14 protein-coding genes are annotated in these 18,616 nt (G+C 56.8%); 6 read left to right on the forward strand and 8 right to left on the reverse strand.

From position 1 onward, the window contains the following. Positions 1–231: 231 nt before the first annotated feature. On the reverse strand, positions 232–864 hold the full coding sequence (locus tag EE949_RS18050) for a TetR family transcriptional regulator (protein ID WP_122665513.1): 633 nt from the start codon (positions 862–864) through the stop codon (positions 232–234). A gap of 249 nt (positions 865–1,113) precedes the next feature. Here EE949_RS18050 and EE949_RS18055 point away from each other — a divergent pair, with 249 nt between their 5' ends. From EE949_RS18055 to EE949_RS18065, 3 genes are read left to right on the forward strand one after another with little or no spacing between them, the layout of a single operon-like run. Then, positions 1,114–2,268, forward strand: a complete 1,155-nt coding sequence (locus tag EE949_RS18055; RefSeq protein WP_122665514.1) for an efflux RND transporter periplasmic adaptor subunit — start codon at positions 1,114–1,116, stop codon at positions 2,266–2,268. Between the two features lie 3 nt (positions 2,269–2,271). Next, positions 2,272–5,433, forward strand: coding sequence for an efflux RND transporter permease subunit (locus tag EE949_RS18060; RefSeq protein ID WP_122665515.1), 3,162 nt, complete (start codon positions 2,272–2,274; stop codon positions 5,431–5,433). After that, positions 5,430–6,890 carry an AdeC/AdeK/OprM family multidrug efflux complex outer membrane factor gene (locus tag EE949_RS18065; protein ID WP_122665516.1) on the forward strand — a complete coding sequence of 487 codons (1,461 nt, stop codon included), beginning with the start codon at positions 5,430–5,432 and terminating at the stop codon, positions 6,888–6,890. The genes EE949_RS18060 and EE949_RS18065 overlap by 4 nt, the downstream gene beginning before the upstream one ends. 77 nt (positions 6,891–6,967) lie before the next feature. Here the strand turns inward: EE949_RS18065 and EE949_RS18070 are convergent, their stop codons facing one another. From EE949_RS18070 to pcaR, 5 genes are all read right to left on the reverse strand, one after another. Further along, positions 6,968–8,257 carry an MFS family transporter gene (locus EE949_RS18070; protein WP_122665517.1) on the reverse strand — a complete coding sequence of 430 codons (1,290 nt, stop codon included), beginning with the start codon at positions 8,255–8,257 and terminating at the stop codon, positions 6,968–6,970. 267 nt (positions 8,258–8,524) lie between these two features. Then, a complete protein-coding gene (gene pcaF, locus EE949_RS18075) occupies positions 8,525–9,727 on the reverse strand; it encodes a 3-oxoadipyl-CoA thiolase (RefSeq protein WP_205504978.1) in 1,203 nt (400 codons plus the stop codon). Then, positions 9,724–10,503 carry a CoA-transferase subunit beta gene (locus EE949_RS18080; protein WP_122665519.1) on the reverse strand — a complete coding sequence of 260 codons (780 nt, stop codon included), beginning with the start codon at positions 10,501–10,503 and terminating at the stop codon, positions 9,724–9,726. The genes pcaF and EE949_RS18080 overlap by 4 nt, the downstream gene beginning before the upstream one ends. Continuing rightward, on the reverse strand, positions 10,503–11,360 hold the full coding sequence (locus EE949_RS18085; protein ID WP_122665520.1) for a CoA transferase subunit A: 858 nt from the start codon (positions 11,358–11,360) through the stop codon (positions 10,503–10,505). Before EE949_RS18085 ends, EE949_RS18080 begins: the two co-directional genes overlap by 1 nt. 142 nt (positions 11,361–11,502) lie before the next feature. Beyond that, on the reverse strand, positions 11,503–12,345 hold the full coding sequence (gene pcaR, locus EE949_RS18090) for a pca regulon transcriptional regulator PcaR (RefSeq protein WP_122665521.1): 843 nt from the start codon (positions 12,343–12,345) through the stop codon (positions 11,503–11,505). 872 nt (positions 12,346–13,217) lie between these two features. On the opposite strand from pcaR, the gene EE949_RS18095 reads away from it, so the two are divergent. Together EE949_RS18095 and EE949_RS18100 are read left to right on the forward strand one after the other, a co-directional pair. Continuing rightward, the gene (locus tag EE949_RS18095) at positions 13,218–13,415 is read left to right on the forward strand and encodes a hypothetical protein (RefSeq protein ID WP_122665522.1); all 198 of its coding nucleotides are present in this window, start codon (positions 13,218–13,220) and stop codon (positions 13,413–13,415) included. Between the two features lie 239 nt (positions 13,416–13,654). Further along, on the forward strand, positions 13,655–15,127 hold the full coding sequence (locus EE949_RS18100) for an inorganic phosphate transporter (RefSeq protein WP_122665523.1): 1,473 nt from the start codon (positions 13,655–13,657) through the stop codon (positions 15,125–15,127). 249 nt (positions 15,128–15,376) lie between these two features. Here the strand turns inward: EE949_RS18100 and EE949_RS18105 are convergent, their stop codons facing one another. Continuing rightward, positions 15,377–16,867: a helicase HerA-like domain-containing protein gene (locus tag EE949_RS18105; protein ID WP_122665524.1), complete on the reverse strand. Its 1,491-nt coding sequence runs from the start codon at positions 16,865–16,867 to the stop codon at positions 15,377–15,379. A 430-nt stretch (positions 16,868–17,297) separates the two neighbouring features. Between EE949_RS18105 and EE949_RS18110 the strand changes: the two genes are divergently transcribed. After that, positions 17,298–18,293, forward strand: coding sequence for a lysylphosphatidylglycerol synthase transmembrane domain-containing protein (locus EE949_RS18110; RefSeq protein ID WP_122665525.1), 996 nt, complete (start codon positions 17,298–17,300; stop codon positions 18,291–18,293). 1 nt (position 18,294) lies between these two features. Here the strand turns inward: EE949_RS18110 and EE949_RS18115 are convergent, their stop codons facing one another. Next, positions 18,295–18,480 (reverse strand): hypothetical protein, encoded by a 186-nt coding sequence (locus EE949_RS18115; RefSeq protein ID WP_122665526.1) that lies wholly within the window; start codon positions 18,478–18,480, stop codon positions 18,295–18,297. Positions 18,481–18,616 lie beyond the last annotated feature (136 nt).

Here is an 18,616-nt window from a genome sequence, read left to right on the forward strand (position 1 = left end):
GTTGCCAGCGTGAACAATACGGGAAAAGCACTTTGGGAAATCAGCTACACACTTCAAGAAGTGTCCTACTCAAATCCTACAAAAATAGCCTCTGCCGAACGCTTTCGACTAACCACAGTCGTAGTAGCATTGCGACACCAGTGTAAGCAGTCGGTAAACTGACTGGGCAGTCACTGCATATTTCGATATAGATATGCAGTGCGTTTGGCGGGGGAGAATCTGACAGAAGTTTCAGGTGCGTAGCGCGGGACTTAGGCGCAGCATGTCAAGCCCGGCATCCACCCATTTTTCGGCCCTGTCATTGAGCGAGTAGCTGTCCGGGACAAGCAGCCACTGACCGAGCATGCCATCTATATAAGCATGCAGGGCGATGGAGGCGCGGACGGTATCCAGGTCTGCAGGCAGTTGGCCTTTGCGGACCGCATTGCTCAATGCCAGGCCAATACGGTCGTTGCACTCCAGGGCATTAACCTGACGCTGGTGGCGAAAGTCACACATTTCATCGGTGAATTCGCATTTATGAAACAAGATCTCGTTAATGCGACGCGTTTTTGGGTCCAGTGTAATTTCATGAAACAAATGAATGAGCAGTTTTTTCATGCAACCCAATGGGTCGGCTTCGTCCTCGCTCTCGCTCGCCCTGGCCATCTCTTCCAGAGGCTCCTGGATGCTGTCGAGCATCGCCTGCACCAGATCAGCTTTGTTGCTGAAATGCCAGTAAATAGCGCCGCGTGTCACACCTGCCAAGGCTGCGATGTCCGCCAGAGTCGTACGCGCAACACCTCTCTCATAGAACGCTTTTTCAGCGGCCTCGAGAATTTGGCTGCGGGTAACCTGAGCTTCCTCTTTGGTACGACGGACCATGGCATTAAAACCTCATTGAAAATGCTACACACCACGAATCATGTGGCACTGAAGCAACACCGGGCGGCATTTGTATCGCCTTGTCCCGAACCTGCAATCCCCGCCCTGCGCGGCTTCGCGGCACAGGATAAGGTATTTACAAACAACCGTGAATGTAAGTATATTCATTAGCCTACTACTTATCCAGCCAGAATTTTTCACACCCTTTCACTTTTCTTGAGCACCCAGGCTCCTGACCCGAGGATCTTCATGCAATTCAAGCCAGCTGTTACCGTACTGGTCACTGCCGTCGCCCTGGCAACACTGCTCAGTGGATGCAGTAAAAAGGAAGAAGCCGCAGCTCCTGCAGCTGCACCTCCTCAGGTCGGCGTCGTGACCATCAAAGCTCAGCCCTACACCCTGACTTCGGAACTGCCGGGCCGTACCACGGCTTACCGCATCGCTGAAGTTCGGCCACAGGTCAACGGCATCATTCTCAAGCGTCTGTTTACAGAGGGCGGCGATGTCAAAGCCGGCCAACAGCTGTATCAGATTGACCCAGCGCTTTACGAAGCCACCGCCAATAGCGCAAAAGCGACTCTGCAATCGGCGAAGTCTTTGGCAGATCGCTACAAGCAACTGGTCAACGAGCAAGCGGTGAGCCGTCAGGAATACGACACGGCTCTGGCCTCCAGTCAGGAAGCCCAGGCCACTCTGCAGACTGCCCAGATCAACCTGCGCTACACCAAGGTGATGGCACCGATTTCCGGCCGTATCGGGCGTTCCGATGTGACCGAAGGCGCACTGGTTACCAGCGGTCAGACCAACGCCATGGCAACGATCCAGCAACTGGACCCGATCTACGTTGACGTGACTCAGTCGTCCACCGAGATGCTCAAACTGCGTCGCGACCTGGAAAGCGGCAAACTGCAAAAGGCAGGTGACAACGCGGCGTCGGTCAAGCTGACCCTTGAAGACGGCAGCGAATACAGCAAGCCGGGCAAACTGGAATTCTCCGAAGTTTCGGTAGATCAGGCGACTGGCTCCGTGACCCTGCGCGCTGTGTTCCCGAACCCTGATCACACCCTGTTGCCAGGTATGTTTGTTCACGCTCAGTTGCAGGCTGGCATGAAAAGCGAAGCCATCCTTGCTCCACAGCAAGGCGTGACCCGTGACATGCGCGGCAAGCCGTCTGCCCTGGTGGTCAACAAAGACAACAAGGTTGAACAGCGTGAACTCATCGCCAACCGCACTGCTGGTGCTTACTGGTTGATCGAGAAAGGTCTGGAACCGGGTGATCGCGTAATCACTGAAGGTCTGCAATTCGTCAAGCCAGGCGCAGAAGTGACGGTCAAGGAAGCGACCAACCTCACGCCAGCCCAGTCCGCTGAGTCCGCCCCTGCCGCCACTGGCAAAGGTGAGTAACCGATGTCTAAATTCTTTATCGACCGCCCCATTTTCGCCTGGGTATTAGCCCTGGTGATCATGCTGGTGGGTACGCTTTCGATCCTGAAACTACCGATCAACCAATACCCGGCCATTGCGCCGACAGCCATCGACATTCAGGTTACCTACCCAGGTGCTTCGGCGCAGACTGTGCAGGACACCGTCGTTCAGATCATTGAGCAACAGCTCAACGGTATTGATAACCTGCGTTATGTTTCCTCGGACAGTAACTCCGACGGCAGCATGACCATCACCGTGACCTTCAATCAGGGTACCAACCCGGATACCGCTCAGGTTCAGGTCCAGAACAAGCTCAACCTGGCCACCCCGCTGCTGCCGCAAGAAGTACAGCAACAGGGCCTGCGCGTTACCAAGTCGGTGAAGAACTTCCTGCTGGTAATCGGTCTGGTTGCCGAAGACGGCAGCGGTCTGACCCGGGAAGACTTGTCCAACTACATCGTTTCCAACATCCAGGACCCGATTTCCCGGACGTCCGGTGTGGGTGACTTCCAGGTGTTCGGTTCGCAATACGCCATGCGTATCTGGCTGGACCCGGCCAAGCTCAACAACTTCCAGCTGACACCGGTTGATGTGAGCACGGCGATTTCGGCACAGAACGTTCAGATCGCCACAGGCCAGTTGGGCGGTCTCCCTGCCCTGCCCGGCACCCAGCTGAACGCCACGATCATCGGCAAGACACGTCTGCAGACACCTGAGCAGTTCGGCAACATCCTGCTCAAGGTCAACACCGACGGCTCGCAAGTACGCCTGCATGACGTCGCCCGTATTGGCCTGGGTGGCCAGAACTACAGCATCGACGCTCAGTTCAACGGCAAGCCGGCTTCAGGTATGGCGATCAAACTGGCTTCCGGCGCCAACGCTCTGGACACTGCCAAGGCCATTCGCGCCACTGTCGCCAACCTGGAGCCCTTCTTCCCGGCTGGCATGAAAGTGGTTTACCCGTACGACACCACACCAACCGTGACCGAATCGATCTCCGGGGTTGTTCACACCCTGATCGAAGCGATCGTGCTGGTGTTCCTGGTGATGTACCTGTTCCTGCAAAACTTCCGCGCCACCGTGATTACGACGATGACCGTGCCGGTGGTATTGCTCGGTACATTCGGCATCCTCGCAGCGTTCGGTTTCACGATTAACACCCTGACCATGTTCGGCATGATTCTGGCCATCGGACTCTTGGTGGACGATGCCATCGTGGTGGTGGAGAACGTCGAACGGGTCATGGCCGAAGAGCACTTATCGCCCAAAGAGGCGACCAAGAAATCCATGGGCCAGATCCAGGGCGCACTGGTGGGTATCGCCATGGTGCTCTCGGCGGTGCTGCTGCCAATGGCGTTCTTCGGCGGGTCTACAGGGGTTATTTACAAACAGTTCTCGATCACTATTGTTTCGGCAATGGCCCTGTCGGTTCTGGTTGCGCTGATCTTCACCCCGGCGCTGTGCGCCACCATGCTCAAGCCCATTGATCCGGAAAAACACGGCCAACCCAAAAAAGGCTTCTTCGGCTGGTTCAACCGTACGTTTGATCGTGGCGTAGACAGCTACGAGCGCGGCGTGAAACGCATGGTGACTCACAAGCTGCCAGCGTTCGGCGTGTATCTGCTCATCGTTGCGGGCATGATCTTCCTGTTCACCCGCATCCCGAGCGCGTTCCTGCCGGAAGAAGACCAAGGCGTGATTTTCGCTCAGGTTCAAACCCCCGCGGGCTCGTCCGCCGAGCGTACGCAGAAAGTCATCGACGAGATGCGTACCTTCCTGCTCGACAAGGAAAACGGTGAAGGCAACGGCGTGAACTCGGTGTTCAGCGTCAACGGCTTCAACTTTGCCGGTCGTGGTCAGAGCTCGGGCCTTGCGTTCGTCATGCTCAAACCGTGGGACGAGCGTGACTCGGAAAATACCGTATTCAAGATTGCTCAACGTGCTCAGGCACACTTCGCCAGCTTCCGTGACGCCATGGTGTACGCAGTCGTTCCACCTTCGGTACTCGAACTGGGTAACGCCACCGGTTTCGACGTTTACCTGCAGGATCAGGGCGGCGTAGGCCACGAGAAACTGCTGGAAGCACGTAACCAGTTCCTCGGCATGGCGGCGCAAAGCAAGATCCTTGCAGGCGTACGTCCGAACGGTCTGGGCGATGAGCCGCAGTACGAGCTCACTGTCGATGATGAAAAGGCCAGTGCCCTGGGCATTACCTTGTCAAACATCAACCAGACCTTGTCTATCGCTCTGGGTGGCAGCTACGTCAACGACTTTATCGACCGCGGTCGGGTCAAGAAAGTCTACGTGCAGGGTGAAGCGGCCAGCCGCATGACCCCTGAAGATCTGGGCAAATGGTATGTACGCAACGACGCAGGGACCATGGTGCCTCTGTCGGCTATTGCCAGCGGCAAATGGATCTACGGTTCGCCGAAGCTGTCGCGTTATAACGGCGTAGCGGCAATGGAAATTCTCGGTACACCGGCTCCGGGCTACAGCTCGGGTCAAGCCATGGCGGAGGTCGAGGCGATTGCCAAGAAGCTGCCATCGGGTATCGGCTATGCCTTCACCGGCCTGTCTTTCGAAGAACGTTTGTCCGGCTCCCAGGCGCCTGCGCTGTATGCCCTGTCGATGCTGGTGGTGTTCCTCTGTCTGGCAGCCCTGTATGAAAGCTGGTCGATTCCGATTGCGGTCATGCTCGTTGTACCGCTGGGTATCATCGGTGCACTTATGGCAACCAGTCTGAGGGGCCTGTCCAACGACGTGTTCTTCCAGGTCGGGTTGTTGACGACGATCGGGCTGGCGGCGAAGAATGCGATCCTGATTGTCGAGTTTGCCAAAGAGCTGCATGAACAGGGCAAGAGTCTGGTGGATGCGGCGATGGAAGCCTGCCGCATGCGTCTGCGCCCGATCATCATGACCTCCATGGCGTTCATCCTCGGCGTGGTACCGCTGGCGATCTCCACCGGTGCCGGTTCAGGTAGCCAGCACGCAATCGGTACGGGCGTAATCGGCGGTATGATCACCGCCACCGTCCTGGCAATTTTCTGGGTCCCAATGTTCTACGTTGCCGTGTCGTCGATGTTCAAGAGCAAGTACGACAAGGAACACGAGAAACAAACATCACATGATGAGGCTGGCCAATGAGCAAGTCCCTGATCTCCCTGGCAGTCACTGCGGTCATTCTCAGTGGTTGCTCGTTGATCCCTGAATACAAACAACCTGCGGCTCCGGTCGCGGCGCAGTACCCGCAAGGACCGGCCTACTCGCCGACCGAAGCGGCGAACGTCGCGGCAGCGGAACAGGGCTGGCGTCAGTTTTTCCATGACCCGGCCCTGCAACAGCTGATCCAGACTGCACTGGTCAATAACCGCGACCTGCGTGTCGCGGCGCTGAACATCGACGCTTACCGTGCGCAATACCGCATCCAGCGTGCCGATCTGTTCCCGGCTGTTTCTGCCGATGGCAGCGGCAGCCGTCAGCGTTTGCCAGCCGATATGTCGACCACTGGCCAATCAGGCATTACCAGCCAGTATTCGGCCACGCTGGGCGTCAGTGCCTACGAGCTGGATCTGTTCGGCAGGGTGCGCAGCCTGAGCGAGCAAGCCTTGCAGACGTACTTCTCCAGTGAAGAAGCCCGTCGCAGCACGCAGATCAGCCTGGTGGCCAACGTCGCCAACGCTTATCTGACCTGGCAAGCTGATAAAGAGCTGCTCAAACTGACAGAAGAAACCCTCAAGACCTACGAAGAAAGTCTGCGTCTGACTTCCCGTAGCAACGAAGTAGGCGTTTCTTCGGCGCTGGATCTGAGTCAGGCACGCACCTCGGTGGAAAGCGCCAAGGTTGCTCTGGCCCGCTATCAGCGTCAGGTCGCTCAGGATCAGAACAACCTGACCTTGCTGCTCGGCACTAACCTGCCGACCAACCTGCCGCCAGCGCAGCCACTGAGTGCCGACCTGCTGAGCGTTTTGCCAGCGGGCCTGCCTTCGGACCTGCTGCAGCGTCGCCCGGACATTCTGCAAGCCGAGCACACCCTGCAAGCTGCCAACGCTAATATCGGCGCGGCCCGTGCTGCGTTCTTCCCAAGCATCAGCCTGACGGCCAATGCGGGCACGATCAGCCCCGACCTCTCCGGTCTGTTTGATGGCGGTTCGGGTACCTGGCTGTTCCAGCCAAGTATCAATATTCCGATCTTCAACGCCGGTAGCCTGCGTGCCAGTCTGGATTACTCGAAAATCCAGAAAGAGATCAGCGTTGCCAACTACGAGAAGGCGATTCAGACCGCCTTCCAGGAAGTCTCTGACGGCCTGGCTTCACGCAAGACTTACAACGAGCAGTTGCAAGCCCAGCGTGATTTCGTCAACGCCAACCAGGACTACTACCGTCTGGCTGAGCGTCGCTACCGGATCGGGATCGACAGCAACCTGACCTTCCTCGATGCTCAACGCTCGCTGTTCAGTGCACAACAGTCGCTGATCACCGACCGTCTCTCCCAGCTCACCAGCGAGGTCAACCTGTACAAGGCCCTCGGCGGTGGCTGGTACGAGCAAACCGGACAGGCCAAACCGATAGATAAAGAGAAGCCAACAGTTCAGCTGTTCTGACCCCTGTTCTGATAAGCGACTCACAAAAAAAACCCACCTCATCGGTGGGTTTTTTATTGGGTCAGATAAACGATTTATCAGTGATCGTGATGCAAGTAAGCCGGTTGTTTCGGCAGTCGTAGACTGAACAGGAAGGCAACCGCCATCATGATGGTCACGTACCAATAGAAGTTATTCTCCACGCCCTGATTCTTCAGACTCAGCGCAACGTATTCCGCTGAACCACCGAACACCGCGTTAGCCACTGCATAAGCCAGGCCGACACCCAGCGCACGAACCTGCGGCGGGAACATTTCGGCCTTCACCAGGCCGCTGATCGAGGTATAAAAGCTGACGATCGCCAGCGCAAAGGTGATCAGCAGGAACGCCAGAAACGGGTTAGTTGTGGTTTTCAGGGTCATCAGGATCGGCACCGTACACAGCGTACCCAGCGCACCGAACCACAGCATTGAGTTACGACGCCCGATCTTGTCCGCCAGCATGCCGAACAAGGGCTGCATGCACATGTACAGGAACAGCGCGCCGGTCATGATGTAACTGGCGGTTTTGGGGTCCATGCCGCCGGTGTTTACCAAGTACTTCTGCATGTAGGTGGTAAAGGTGTAGAAAATCAGCGAGCCGCCAGCGGTGTAACCCAGCACCGTGATAAACGCTGCCTTGTGATCACGAAACAGCGCGCTGATGCTACCGGCATCTTTGTCCTGACGCATTTCAGCGGTGGTCGTTTCCTCAAGTGAACGACGCAGGAACAGGGAGATCAGCGCAGCGACGGCACCGATCACAAACGGAATCCGCCAGCCGTAGGCACGCAGTTCTTCAGTGCTGAGAAACTGCTGCATGATCACCACAGTCAACACTGCCAGTAACTGACCACCAATCAGGGTCACATACTGGAACGAGGCGAAGAAACCACGCTGTCCGCGCAACGCCACTTCACTCATGTACGTCGCCGTAGTGCCGTACTCACCGCCCACCGACAGCCCTTGAATGAGGCGCGCCAGTAGCAGCAATGCCGGTGCCCAGACACCAATCGTCGCGTAAGTCGGCAAACACGCGATCATCAACGAGCCGCCGCACATCATCAGGACGGCGATCATCATCGAGTTTTTACGACCATGCTTGTCAGCGACCCGGCCAAACAACCAGCCACCGATAGGCCGCATCAGGAACCCGGCAGCAAACACACCTGCGGTGTTGAGCAATTGAACGGTGGGGTCGTCAGAAGGAAAGAAGGCGGGAGCGAAGTAGATGGCGCAGAAGGCGTACACGTAGAAGTCGAACCATTCGACCAGGTTGCCCGAGGAGGCACCGACAATCGCAAAGATCCTTTTGCTACGTTCTTCACCCGTGTAATGCGTGGTTGTCATTATTTTTTCCCCATTAAAGCTGAACAGTCATCCAGGACATAACCTGTAACATGTGACAGCGCATAAGTCTCTTGAATTCCCATCCTCCTGTAGGAGCTGCCGAAGGCTGCGAACGCGGTGTGTCAGGCAATCGACTTCGCAGCCTTCGGCAGCTCCTACAAAAACAAAGCTCGAGTGAGCTCCTGAAAAACAATCACCCAGCCCTCAAATGACCTTTTCGTGGAGGCCATCAAAAAGCTGGGTGACTGTATTCAGTGATGTTCGGTCTCAGCGCTCAATCGCCAACGCAAGCCCCTGCCCTACGCCCACGCACATGGTCGCCAGTCCTCGACGGCCGCCGTTTTTTTCCAGTTGGTGCAGAGCGGTCAACACCAGTCGGGCACCGCTCATGCCCAATGGGTGTCCCAAAGCAATTGCGCCACCATTTGGATTCACCTGCGGTGCATCGTCGGCCAGCCCAAGTTCACGCAGAACCGCCAGGCCCTGGCTGGCAAAGGCTTCGTTGAGTTCGATCACATCAAAATCGCTGACTGCCAGACCCAGTCGCTCAACCAGTTTGCGTACCGCGGGCACCGGACCTATCCCCATAACACGAGGCGCGACACCGGCGCTGGCCATGCCGAGGATCCGCGCACGGGGCGTCAAACCGTGCTTTTTGACAGCCTCTGCCGACGCCAGAATCAGCGCGGCAGCGCCGTCGTTGACGCCAGACGCGTTACCAGCAGTGACCGTCTTGTCCGGACCGTTGACCGGTTTCAGCTTCGCAAGGGTTTCCAGACTGGTGTCGGCACGCGGGTGCTCATCCTGCTCCACGACCGTCTCGCCCTTCTTGTGGGCAACTCGAACGGGCGTGATTTCTTCCTTAAAAAAGCCCGCAGCCTGAGCAGCGGCGGTGCGCTGCTGACTGCGCAGGGCGAAAGCGTCCTGATCGGCCCGAGAAATCTTGAAATCATCGGCGACGTTATCGCCGGTCTGTGGCATTGAATCGACGCCGTACTGCGCTTTCATCAACGGGTTGATGAAACGCCAGCCGATAGTCGTGTCTTCCAGCTTCATGTTGCGGGAGTACGCGGCGTCGGCCTTGCCCATGACAAAGGGCGCACGGGACATCGACTCAACGCCCCCGGCGATTGCCAATTCCATCTCGCCAGCAGCAATCGCACGAAATGCTGTGCCAATCGCATCCATGCCTGAGGCGCAAAGCCGATTGAGGGTGACGCCCGGAATAGTCTCCGGCAGCCCCGCCAGCAACGCCGCCATGCGCGCAACGTTGCGGTTATCTTCGCCGGCCTGGTTGGCGCAACCGAAAAACACCTCATCCACCTCGTTCCAGTTCACCGAAGGATTTCGCTCGATCAGCGCCTTGATCGGCACAGCCGCGAGGTCGTCAGCACGAACACTGGATAATCCGCCGCCAAAGCGACCAATCGGAGTGCGGATTGCATCGCAGATAAAAACGTCACGCATCATGCTTCTCCCGGCGCTTGACCATGCGCTTTAGCGGTCCGGGCTTCCAGATCACGCAACGCGCTCAGTTCGGTTTCGCTTGGCTCGGCCGAGTACTCGACGTTTTCGGCAAAGCGTACTTCCCAACCAGTAGCCGCGATGACCTGCTCACGGGTCACGCCAGGGTGCAGTGTTGTGACGATGAACTCGTTCGTCCCCTCTTCCGGCTCCATGATGCACAGGTCAGTAATAATCCCAACCGGTCCAGCGCCAGGCAAACCCAGACGCTTGCGTGAATCGCCGCCTTCGCCATGCCCCACTGAAGTCATGAAATCCAGCTTGTTCACAAAGGCTCTTGCCGATTGCTTGAGGATGATCAGCACTTGTTTCGCCGACCCGGCGATTTCCGGCGCGCCACCCGCCCCTGGCAAACGGACTTTCGGGTTGTTGTAGTCGCCGACCACTGTAGTGTTGATATTGCCGAAACGGTCAACTTGCGCAGCGCCGAGGAAGCCCACATCCACTCGCCCACCTTGCAGCCAGTAACGGAAAATCTCGCTGGTGGACACCACCGTGTCAGCTGTTTCCGCCAGTTCACCGTCGCCGATGGACAGCGGCAGTACCGTCGGTTTAGCGCCAATAGGGCCTGACTCGTAAATCAGCACAACATCCGGCGACGAAGTGAGACGGGCGAGATTCGCCGCCTTGGAAGGCAAACCAATACCTACGAAGCAGACCGCGCCATTACGCAGGCGACGAGCCGCCGCCACAGTCATCATTTCACTGGTGGTGTAAGTCATTATTTTGCCTCCGAAGCGCTGGCCAACTTGCTCTGGAACTCGCTGAAATCCGCTGTGCCATGAATGTATTCCTTGATCCAGGCGCTAAAAGTCTCGCGGTCACGAGCAATCGGGTCCCAGGCCTGGTAGAAACGGTTATCCCGCTCGTAATAACCGTGAGCGTAGGACGGATGCGCGCCACCGGGCACATGACACACTGCACTCAACGCCCAGGTAGGCAGAACGCAGGCGTTCATCGGCGCATTGAGATCATCGACGATCTCTTCCACTGTGACGATGCAACGCTTGGCCGCCAGCGCCGCTTCTTTTTGTACACCGAGGATGCCCCACAAAAGCACGTTGCCCTTGCGATCGGCTTTCTGCGCATGAATCACTGTCACATCAGGACGCACCGCCGGCACCGCCGCGAGGACCTCCCCGGTAAACGGGCAGGTCACGGTTTTGATCAATGGATTGACCTTTGGCAGGTCAGAACCGGCGTAGGCGCGCAGCACGGCAAACGGCAGTCCGGAGGCACCGGCGACGTATGCGTTGGCCAGATCGGCATGGCTGTGTTCTTCGATCTCCATCGAGTGTGGCCACTGCTTTTCAACCGCGTCGCGCAGACGGTGCAAGGAGCCCACTCCAGGGTTTCCGCCCCACGAAAAAATCAGACGTTTGGCACAACCCGCACCGATGAGCTGGTCGTAGATCAGGTCTGGCGTCATGCGCACCAGGGTCAGATCTTTCTTGCCCTGGCGAATAATTTCGTGGCCTGCAGCCGTGGGGATCAAATGGGTGAAGCCTTCCAGCGCAACGGTGTCGCCATCGTTGACGAATTGCTTCACGGCGTCGCGTAGAGAAAGAATTTCAGCCATGAGGTGCTCCCGAACTCAAATTACATCCAATGAACAGCGCAGATGAACTACGCTGGAATGGACTTGAGGTTATGCCGGGGCCTGAGGCCAAACAATCCGATAATCGATTATTCGTTCGTTAATCGCACAAATTCAGCGAACGTCAGGTGAACAGCTGAGTGCTCAGATCTCTGCTCGCATCCAGCATGATCGGCAGAAAGCGCTGCTCCAGCTCACTTCTGGCAACACGCCCCGCGCTGGTACTGACATTCAGTGCGGCAAGTACCTGACCCGACGCGTCGTAGACCGGTACCGCAATGGACCGTAAACCTTGCTCCAGCTCCTGATCGACAATGCACCAGCCTTGTTGACGAACCTGCTGAAGGCATTCAAGCAACGCATCAGCCGTGCGGATCGTTCGGCTGGTTTTGGGTTGCAGGTCAACATGGTCCAGATACTCGCGGAGCGAGACATCATCCAGTGCCGAGAGCAGGATACGGCCCATTGACGTGCAATAGGCAGGCAGTCGACCGCCCACGGAGAGATCGACCGAAATCAGGCGCTGAGTAGTCGCGGAACGGGCGATGTACAGAATGTCCTCCCCCTCCAGGGTCGCCATGTTGCAGGCCTCATGCAACTGGTCACTCATCCGGTCCAGATAGGGTTGGGAAGAAACGGCCAGTGGAGTCGATGACAGATAAGCGTGCCCCAGTGTCAGGACTTTGGGCAGCAGTGAATAAGTCCGACCGTCTGTCGTCGCATATCCCAGTTTGATCAATGTCAGCAAACACCGTCGAACAGCCGCGCGAGGAATCTCCGTGCGGTGACTGATTTGCGCAATGGTCAGGTGCCGTTTGCGCTCCTGAAAGGCATGAATCACTGCCAGCCCTCTGGCCAGCGAGGTCATGAAATCCGGGTCTCCGGTTAACGCCTGAATCCGTTTGGCGGGTGACGCCACAATAGGCGGGGCTAACGAAGCAAAAGAATTTCGTAGTTCATCATTCATTGCCACTACCTCGGGAAAACCTCTCAGGCCATACGATTCGCAGCTTCCACGCTTTTCAGAGGAAATGCTCAAGCCGCTTCGTGCGATTATCGAACGACTGGCCGATAATCGCAATTGACCCATCACAAAGATACTTATACCTTTGCATAGCCTTAAGTGGCTTCTTGGAAATACTGGTCAGGTACCCACGAGAAGTCCAAGGCACGGCCTTGCCCATGAAGCGAGGCCGTTTTTATTCCTGCATCGCTTCGACGCACATGATATCGAAACGCCACAAATTGCAGTTTGCATTCTCCTTATGCGTCCCTTCGTCACAAATATCGCTTGCCCTGCACAGTCCACGCACTTCGCCCCGAACTATGTCGCCAGAAATCTGTCTGCGACTGTCAATATTTCGTACATTGAAGTTACGTCGTATGTCACTCACTGAAACTTCAGAACAGTCGTACAAGAAAAACTCCAATCTTGAAGTCTTTTGATAAACAGCCTCACATATAGTTGACTGATTCGAAGTTCTTGGAGATAGTGTCTGTCACTTGGTCGGCAATAACGATTCGCAATGGTTGCAGTACCGGGCGCCATGCTCAGGGCATACCACAGGATCGACGCACTGTAGCAGTGCTGCCGCATCGTTATCCTCGCGAATAGATCTCGACCAAAGTAGCCATCGCACTTGCAACTCAAACGACTGTCGCTACGACAATTACGTGTTCTGGTGTCCGTAGCCGCGAGCCGCAAGATGTTCTGAACACGGCCCCTCCAGCCTGCTGTTTGGCATATGCCTACCCGCAGCCCTGGATGAGTTTATGTGTGGACGTTTAAGCAGCTTTGCGATATCGCCAGATAAATTTTTGACTTGATCAGGTAACAACGTGACCAAAGATGAACTGCGCGCGGAACTTGAGCGCCAGGAACAACGCTACAAGGATGTTTACGGTGGTGAGATCACTACCTACGCCGCTCAACCAGAGCCGGAACGCAAACCTTGGCGCAAGAAAGCCAGCATTCTGGACCAGGCTTTCAAGCAAGAACTGCAGAAAATGGAAAAAGACCTGAACGAAGAGCGTTAACTTCACCGCCCTTGCGATCCGGGCAGCCCTCATTGCCCGGTCGAAAAAGATTCAGGACAGGCAACAGCTTTGCCTGACAGCCATGAACAGGCCGCGACTATCCCCTTGAGTTATCAACGGGGAGGCTTTGTCGAGCATAAAATTTCGACAATCGGGCGATACCAGTCGGCAGCCGATACATCGATCTGTATTTTTTCTGTCATAATCCCGCCCCCTTCAGACCGGGTCAGAAAACCTTCATGATCGATTTATTCAGCGGACTAGATGCTTGGGTGCTTGTGAGCCTGTTGCTCGCCCTGGCGTTCGTCCTCACCTTCGAGTTCATCAACGGCTTTCATGACACCGCAAACGCGGTGGCGACAGTCATTTATACCAAAGCCATGCCGCCTCATCTGGCCGTGTTCTTTTCCGGGATCTTCAATTTCCTGGGTGTGCTGCTGGGCGGTGTCGGCGTGGCCTATGCCATCGTTCACTTGTTGCCGGTTGAGTTGCTGATCAACGTCAACACCGGTCACGGCCTGGCCATGGTCTTCTCGTTGCTCGCTGCGGCGATCACCTGGAACCTGGGCACCTGGTATTTCGGTATTCCGGCATCAAGTTCCCACACGCTGATCGGCTCGATCCTCGGTGTTGGCCTTGCCAACGCGTTGATCAACGATATTCCGTTGGCCGATGGTGTGAACTGGCAGAAAGCGATCGACATCGGCGCTTCGCTGGTTTTCTCGCCACTCGCGGGTTTCCTGGTGGCTGCGCTGGTCCTGATAGGGCTGAAATGGTGGCGGCCGCTGTCGAAAATGCACAAGACGCCTGAACAGCGTCGCAAACTCGACGACAAGAAGCATCCGCCATTCTGGAACCGTCTGGTTCTGGTGATTTCGGCCATGGCGGTGAGCTTCGTACACGGCTCCAACGACGGCCAGAAAGGCATCGGCCTGATCATGCTGGTCCTCATCGGTATTGTGCCAAGCCAGTTCGTACTGGATTTGAACAGCACCACCTATCAAATCGAACGGACCAAGGATGCGACCCTGCATCTGAGCCAGTTCTATCAGCGCAACAACGCCACACTGGGCGAATTCCTGGCGCTGGGCAAAGCAGAAAAAGGCGACCTGCCGGAAAGCTCCAGCTGCAACCCGGAACAAACCGAACCCACCATCGCCGCATTGCTCGACAACCTCACCGGCGTTGCCGACTACCACTCCTTGACGCCCGAGCGCCGTATTGAAGTCCGCCGTTACTTGCTGTGCCTGGATGACACTGCGCGCAAAGTGGCCAAACTGCCAAACCTGGCGCCTCGTGAAAAATCGGATCTGGAAAAGCTCCGCAAAGACCTGACCGCAACCACTGAATACGCGCCATTCTGGGTGATTCTGGCCGTAGCTCTGGCCTTGGGCATCGGCACAATGGTCGGCTGGAAACGCGTGGTTCTGACCATCGGCGAGAAGATTGGCAAGCAAGGCATGACATACGCACAAGGCATGTCGGCCCAGATCACGACGGCTTGCGCCATTGCTGCGGCTAACATCTTCAGCCTTCCGGTTTCGACGACCCACATTTTGTCATCGGGCGTTGCGGGCACCATGGTTGCCAACAAAAGCGGTCTGCAGAGCGGTACCGTACGCACCATCCTGCTGGCCTGGGTCTTGACCCTGCCAGCCACCGTCGCCTTGTCGGCCGGTTTGTTCTGGCTCGCCTCCAAAGCGCTGGCTTGATAAAAGCGCCATCGCGGGTATCACCCGCGCTGGCGCGCTGCTGTAGGAGTCGCCCGTTGCCCCTGACACCGCGCGCTCGCGAAGCAAATACCGGAATGTAGGAGCGAGCTTGCTCGCGATTCGGTCTGTCAGTCGATGGATGTATCGCCTGTGCTAACGTTATCGCGAGCAAGCTCGCTCCTACAGTCCAATGTTTGCTGCGAAAACTGTGAACCAAGAGACATAGAGCAGTTTACAAACATCCCTGAACTACCGCCGCTTCTTACCCCCGCCCAGTAACGACCCCATCAACCCCCGCACCAACTGCCGCCCCAACTGGTTGGCAGCCTGTCGCACTGCGCTTTTCATCGCCTGCCCTGCCACGCCCCCAAGAAACGCCCCAGCCATATCAGTGAAGCTCTCCTGCTCCTTGGCACTTTTTGCGGGCACGTCTTCCGTTTCAGGGGCGGTGACTTTACGGGCGACAAGCATTTCATAGGCAGACTCACGGTCAACCGGCTTGTCGTAGCGTCCAGCCAGAGGCGATTGGGCGATCAGGCTGGCTCGTTCGGCGGCGCTCAGCGGCCCAATTCGCGACTGGGGCGGCGCGATCAACACTTGCTGGACCATCGCGGGCGTACCTTTTTCCTGCAAGGTACCCACCAATGCTTCGCCAATACCGAGCTGTGTGAGCACCGCCAGCGTGTCGATATCCGGATTGGGTCGGAACCCGTCTGCCACAGCGCGCAAAGACTTCTGCTCCCTGGCGGTGAATGCTCGCAAACCGTGCTGGATACGCAATCCCAACTGCGCAAGCACCTGATCGGGCAAGTCACCCGGTGACTGGGTGACAAAATACACGCCGACGCCTTTGGAACGGATCAACCGCACTACTTGCTCAAGCCTGTCCTGCAAGGCCTTGGCTGTGTCAGCAAACAGCAAATGCGCCTCATCGAAAAATAGCGCCAATATCGGCTTGTCCGCATCACCGCGCTCAGGTAGTTGCTCGAACAACTCGGCTAACAGCCACAAAAGGAAAGTCGCGTAGACCTTTGGCGCCTCATGCACCAGACGACTGGCATCCAGCAAATGGATACGCCCTCGCCCGTCGCTTGCCGGATGCAGGATGTCTTCCAGTTGCAAAGCGGGTTCGCCAAACAACGCCTCGGCGCCCTGCTGTTCAAGCACCGCCAGACGGCGCTGTAACGCCTGACTTGAACCCGTGGTAATCAGAGAAGAGTCTTCTCCCAGCAACTGCGGGTTATCGCGCAGGTGATTGAGCAATGCCTTGAGGTCTTTGATATCGAGCAGCAACAAGCCTTCACGATCCGCCACCTTGAAAGCCGCATACAGTGCCGCCTGCTGACTGTCCGTCAACTCAAGCAGGCTACCCAGTAACAGCGGCCCCATTTCGCTCAATGTGGTGCGAAGCGGATGACCGGATTGCCCGTGGATGTCCCACAACGTGACCGGATAGCCCTTTGGGGTGTGATTGAGCCAGGGCATGCCAGCGATGCGCTCGGCAATCTTGCCTTGCGGAGCACCGGGTGCGCCCAGCCCGCACAAGTCTCCCTTGATATCAGCAGCGAATACTGCGACACCCGCATCGCTGAAGGCCTCGGCCAGGCGCTGCAATGTCACCGTTTTGCCGGTTCCGGTCGCTCCGGCCACCAGACCGTGCCGATTTCCCAGGCGCAACGCCTGACTCACCGGCAGTCCGTCCGGACCGGCACCTATCACAATGTTCTGAGCGTCTGGCATTTCATCACCCTGTCTTGATCGTTATCTCAGTGTGGTCCACTAGCCGGAAAACAGCGCAAAACTTAATGCTATAGCGGGGAAGGAAGGATGCAACCCCTGGTAGGAGCCAACATGTTCGCGAGGCGGTTTGGCTGGCGATGCTGATCTATCGCTTGTGCCAATGCTTCGCGAACACGTTCGCTCCTACCGGACAGGCGCAGTTCGCAGGAACGGCTTTAGCCGCGAGCGCGTCAGCAACACACTGTCGACCCCACCTGACGAACATCTGTCGTAATCGGTGGTCAACGTTAAACTTTTCCGTGATCATCCAGAGCAGTTCGGCCTGTAATATCAGGCATGCCGCTACTCACTTGCTCGAACAAGGCACACAACACCCCATGACCGCATTTATCTCGCTGGCTCAACCGTTGCAACCTTCAGAGCATCAAGAATGAAGCGAATTGCATGGTTGGCTATTGGCTTGCTGGCAGCAGTGCTGATCCCGTTGCTGATGGGCGGCGGAGATATCTTTCAGCGCTTACGCAACTTCCCCTTCGCCCTGCTCATGGCCATGTTCGGCATGATCATCCTCTGCTGGGGCCTGAATACCCTACGCATGCGGATCCTGTTGGGTGAAAGCGCACGCCAACTGACAATCAATAAAAGCCTGGGCCTGATTATGGCCAGCGAGTTTGCCTATTGCGCAACGCCCGGTGGCAGCGGTGGGCCGCTGACGTTGATGGCAGTGCTCGCCCGAAATGGCGTCAGACCCGCAAAAGCCAGCGCAGTATTCGCCACGGACCAACTCAGCGATCTGGTGTTTTTCCTCGTTGCGCTCGTGGGGATCATGTTTTATGCGCTCTTCCACACCCTCAGCGAGCGCATGGAATGGCTGTTGGGCTTCAGCGCGGTTCTAGTTGTGGGCAGCCTGTGTCTGTTCCTCGGGTTCGCCCGATTCCATCGCCAGGTCATCAAGTTCAACGGTCGCGTGCTTAAACGACTGAACACCAAAGGCACTACCCGGCATCGCTGGGCGCGCAAACTTCTGCATTTTCGTGATGCGCTGGCTGAAACCTGGAAAATGCCTCGCCAGAAGTTGATCGCTGTATTTCTACTGACCTGCCTGCACTGGGGGCTGCGTTACAGCATTTTGTATCTGGCGCTACAAGGCCTGGGCGTCAACGTGCAGTGGGCCTGGACGTTTCTGATTCAGATGCTGTCGTTGACCGCCGGGCAATTCAGCCTGCTGCCCGGAGGCGCGGGTACCGCGGAGTTGACGTCTGCGGCACTTCTGGCACCGATGGTAGGCAAATCCACAGCCGCAGCCGCCATCCTGATCTGGCGCACCGTGACCTACTACTTCTACCTCGTGGTGGGAGGGCCGATCTTCTTGCTGATGGTCGGACGACCATTGCTGAACAAGTTGATCCGTTTCAATCAAATCTGAATCAGGCGTCGGGCCTGTCGCTGTGTTGCTGCTCCTTTTCCAGCTGCGTTACACGCCAAAGTTCGGCAGCTCCGTCGAAATCGGCACCGTCTTCAGGCGTAAGCGCATCAGGATCATAGCGGCTAAGACAGCCCTCCCCCAAGGTTGGGGGCGCTGTAGACGTAGCTTTGTCGAGCGGGTCAGTCATGTCGGTCGCCTTGCAAGCTTGCTAACAAAACCTGAGTCGGAGTGCGATTTAACTGTGGGAGCGAATTCATTCGCGAAGGGGCCGGACCTGAAAATACATCAGCGCATGCCCCATCATTTTCGCGAACAAATTGGCT

The organism is Pseudomonas viridiflava (genome assembly GCF_900602065.1).
Classification (GTDB): Bacteria; Pseudomonadota; Gammaproteobacteria; order Pseudomonadales; family Pseudomonadaceae; genus Aquipseudomonas.

What these genes read in the sequence shown, in the direction of transcription:
- EE949_RS18050 (WP_122665513.1), bottom strand. Translation starts at nt 864, where the DNA reads ATGGTCCGTCGTACCAAAGAGGAAGCTCAGGTTACCCGCAGCCAAATT.
- EE949_RS18055 (WP_122665514.1), top strand. Translation starts at nt 1,114, where the DNA reads ATGCAATTCAAGCCAGCTGTTACCGTACTGGTCACTGCCGTCGCCCTG.
- EE949_RS18060 (WP_122665515.1), top strand. Translation starts at nt 2,272, where the DNA reads ATGTCTAAATTCTTTATCGACCGCCCCATTTTCGCCTGGGTATTAGCC.
- EE949_RS18065 (WP_122665516.1), top strand. Translation starts at nt 5,430, where the DNA reads ATGAGCAAGTCCCTGATCTCCCTGGCAGTCACTGCGGTCATTCTCAGT.
- EE949_RS18070 (WP_122665517.1), bottom strand. Translation starts at nt 8,257, where the DNA reads ATGACAACCACGCATTACACGGGTGAAGAACGTAGCAAAAGGATCTTT.
- pcaF (WP_205504978.1), bottom strand. Translation starts at nt 9,727, where the DNA reads ATGATGCGTGACGTTTTTATCTGCGATGCAATCCGCACTCCGATTGGT.
- EE949_RS18080 (WP_122665519.1), bottom strand. Translation starts at nt 10,503, where the DNA reads ATGACTTACACCACCAGTGAAATGATGACTGTGGCGGCGGCTCGTCGC.
- EE949_RS18085 (WP_122665520.1), bottom strand. Translation starts at nt 11,360, where the DNA reads ATGGCTGAAATTCTTTCTCTACGCGACGCCGTGAAGCAATTCGTCAAC.
- pcaR (WP_122665521.1), bottom strand. Translation starts at nt 12,345, where the DNA reads ATGAATGATGAACTACGAAATTCTTTTGCTTCGTTAGCCCCGCCTATT.
- EE949_RS18100 (WP_122665523.1), top strand. Translation starts at nt 13,655, where the DNA reads ATGATCGATTTATTCAGCGGACTAGATGCTTGGGTGCTTGTGAGCCTG.
- EE949_RS18105 (WP_122665524.1), bottom strand. Translation starts at nt 16,867, where the DNA reads ATGCCAGACGCTCAGAACATTGTGATAGGTGCCGGTCCGGACGGACTG.
- EE949_RS18110 (WP_122665525.1), top strand. Translation starts at nt 17,298, where the DNA reads ATGAAGCGAATTGCATGGTTGGCTATTGGCTTGCTGGCAGCAGTGCTG.
- EE949_RS18115 (WP_122665526.1), bottom strand. Translation starts at nt 18,480, where the DNA reads ATGACTGACCCGCTCGACAAAGCTACGTCTACAGCGCCCCCAACCTTG.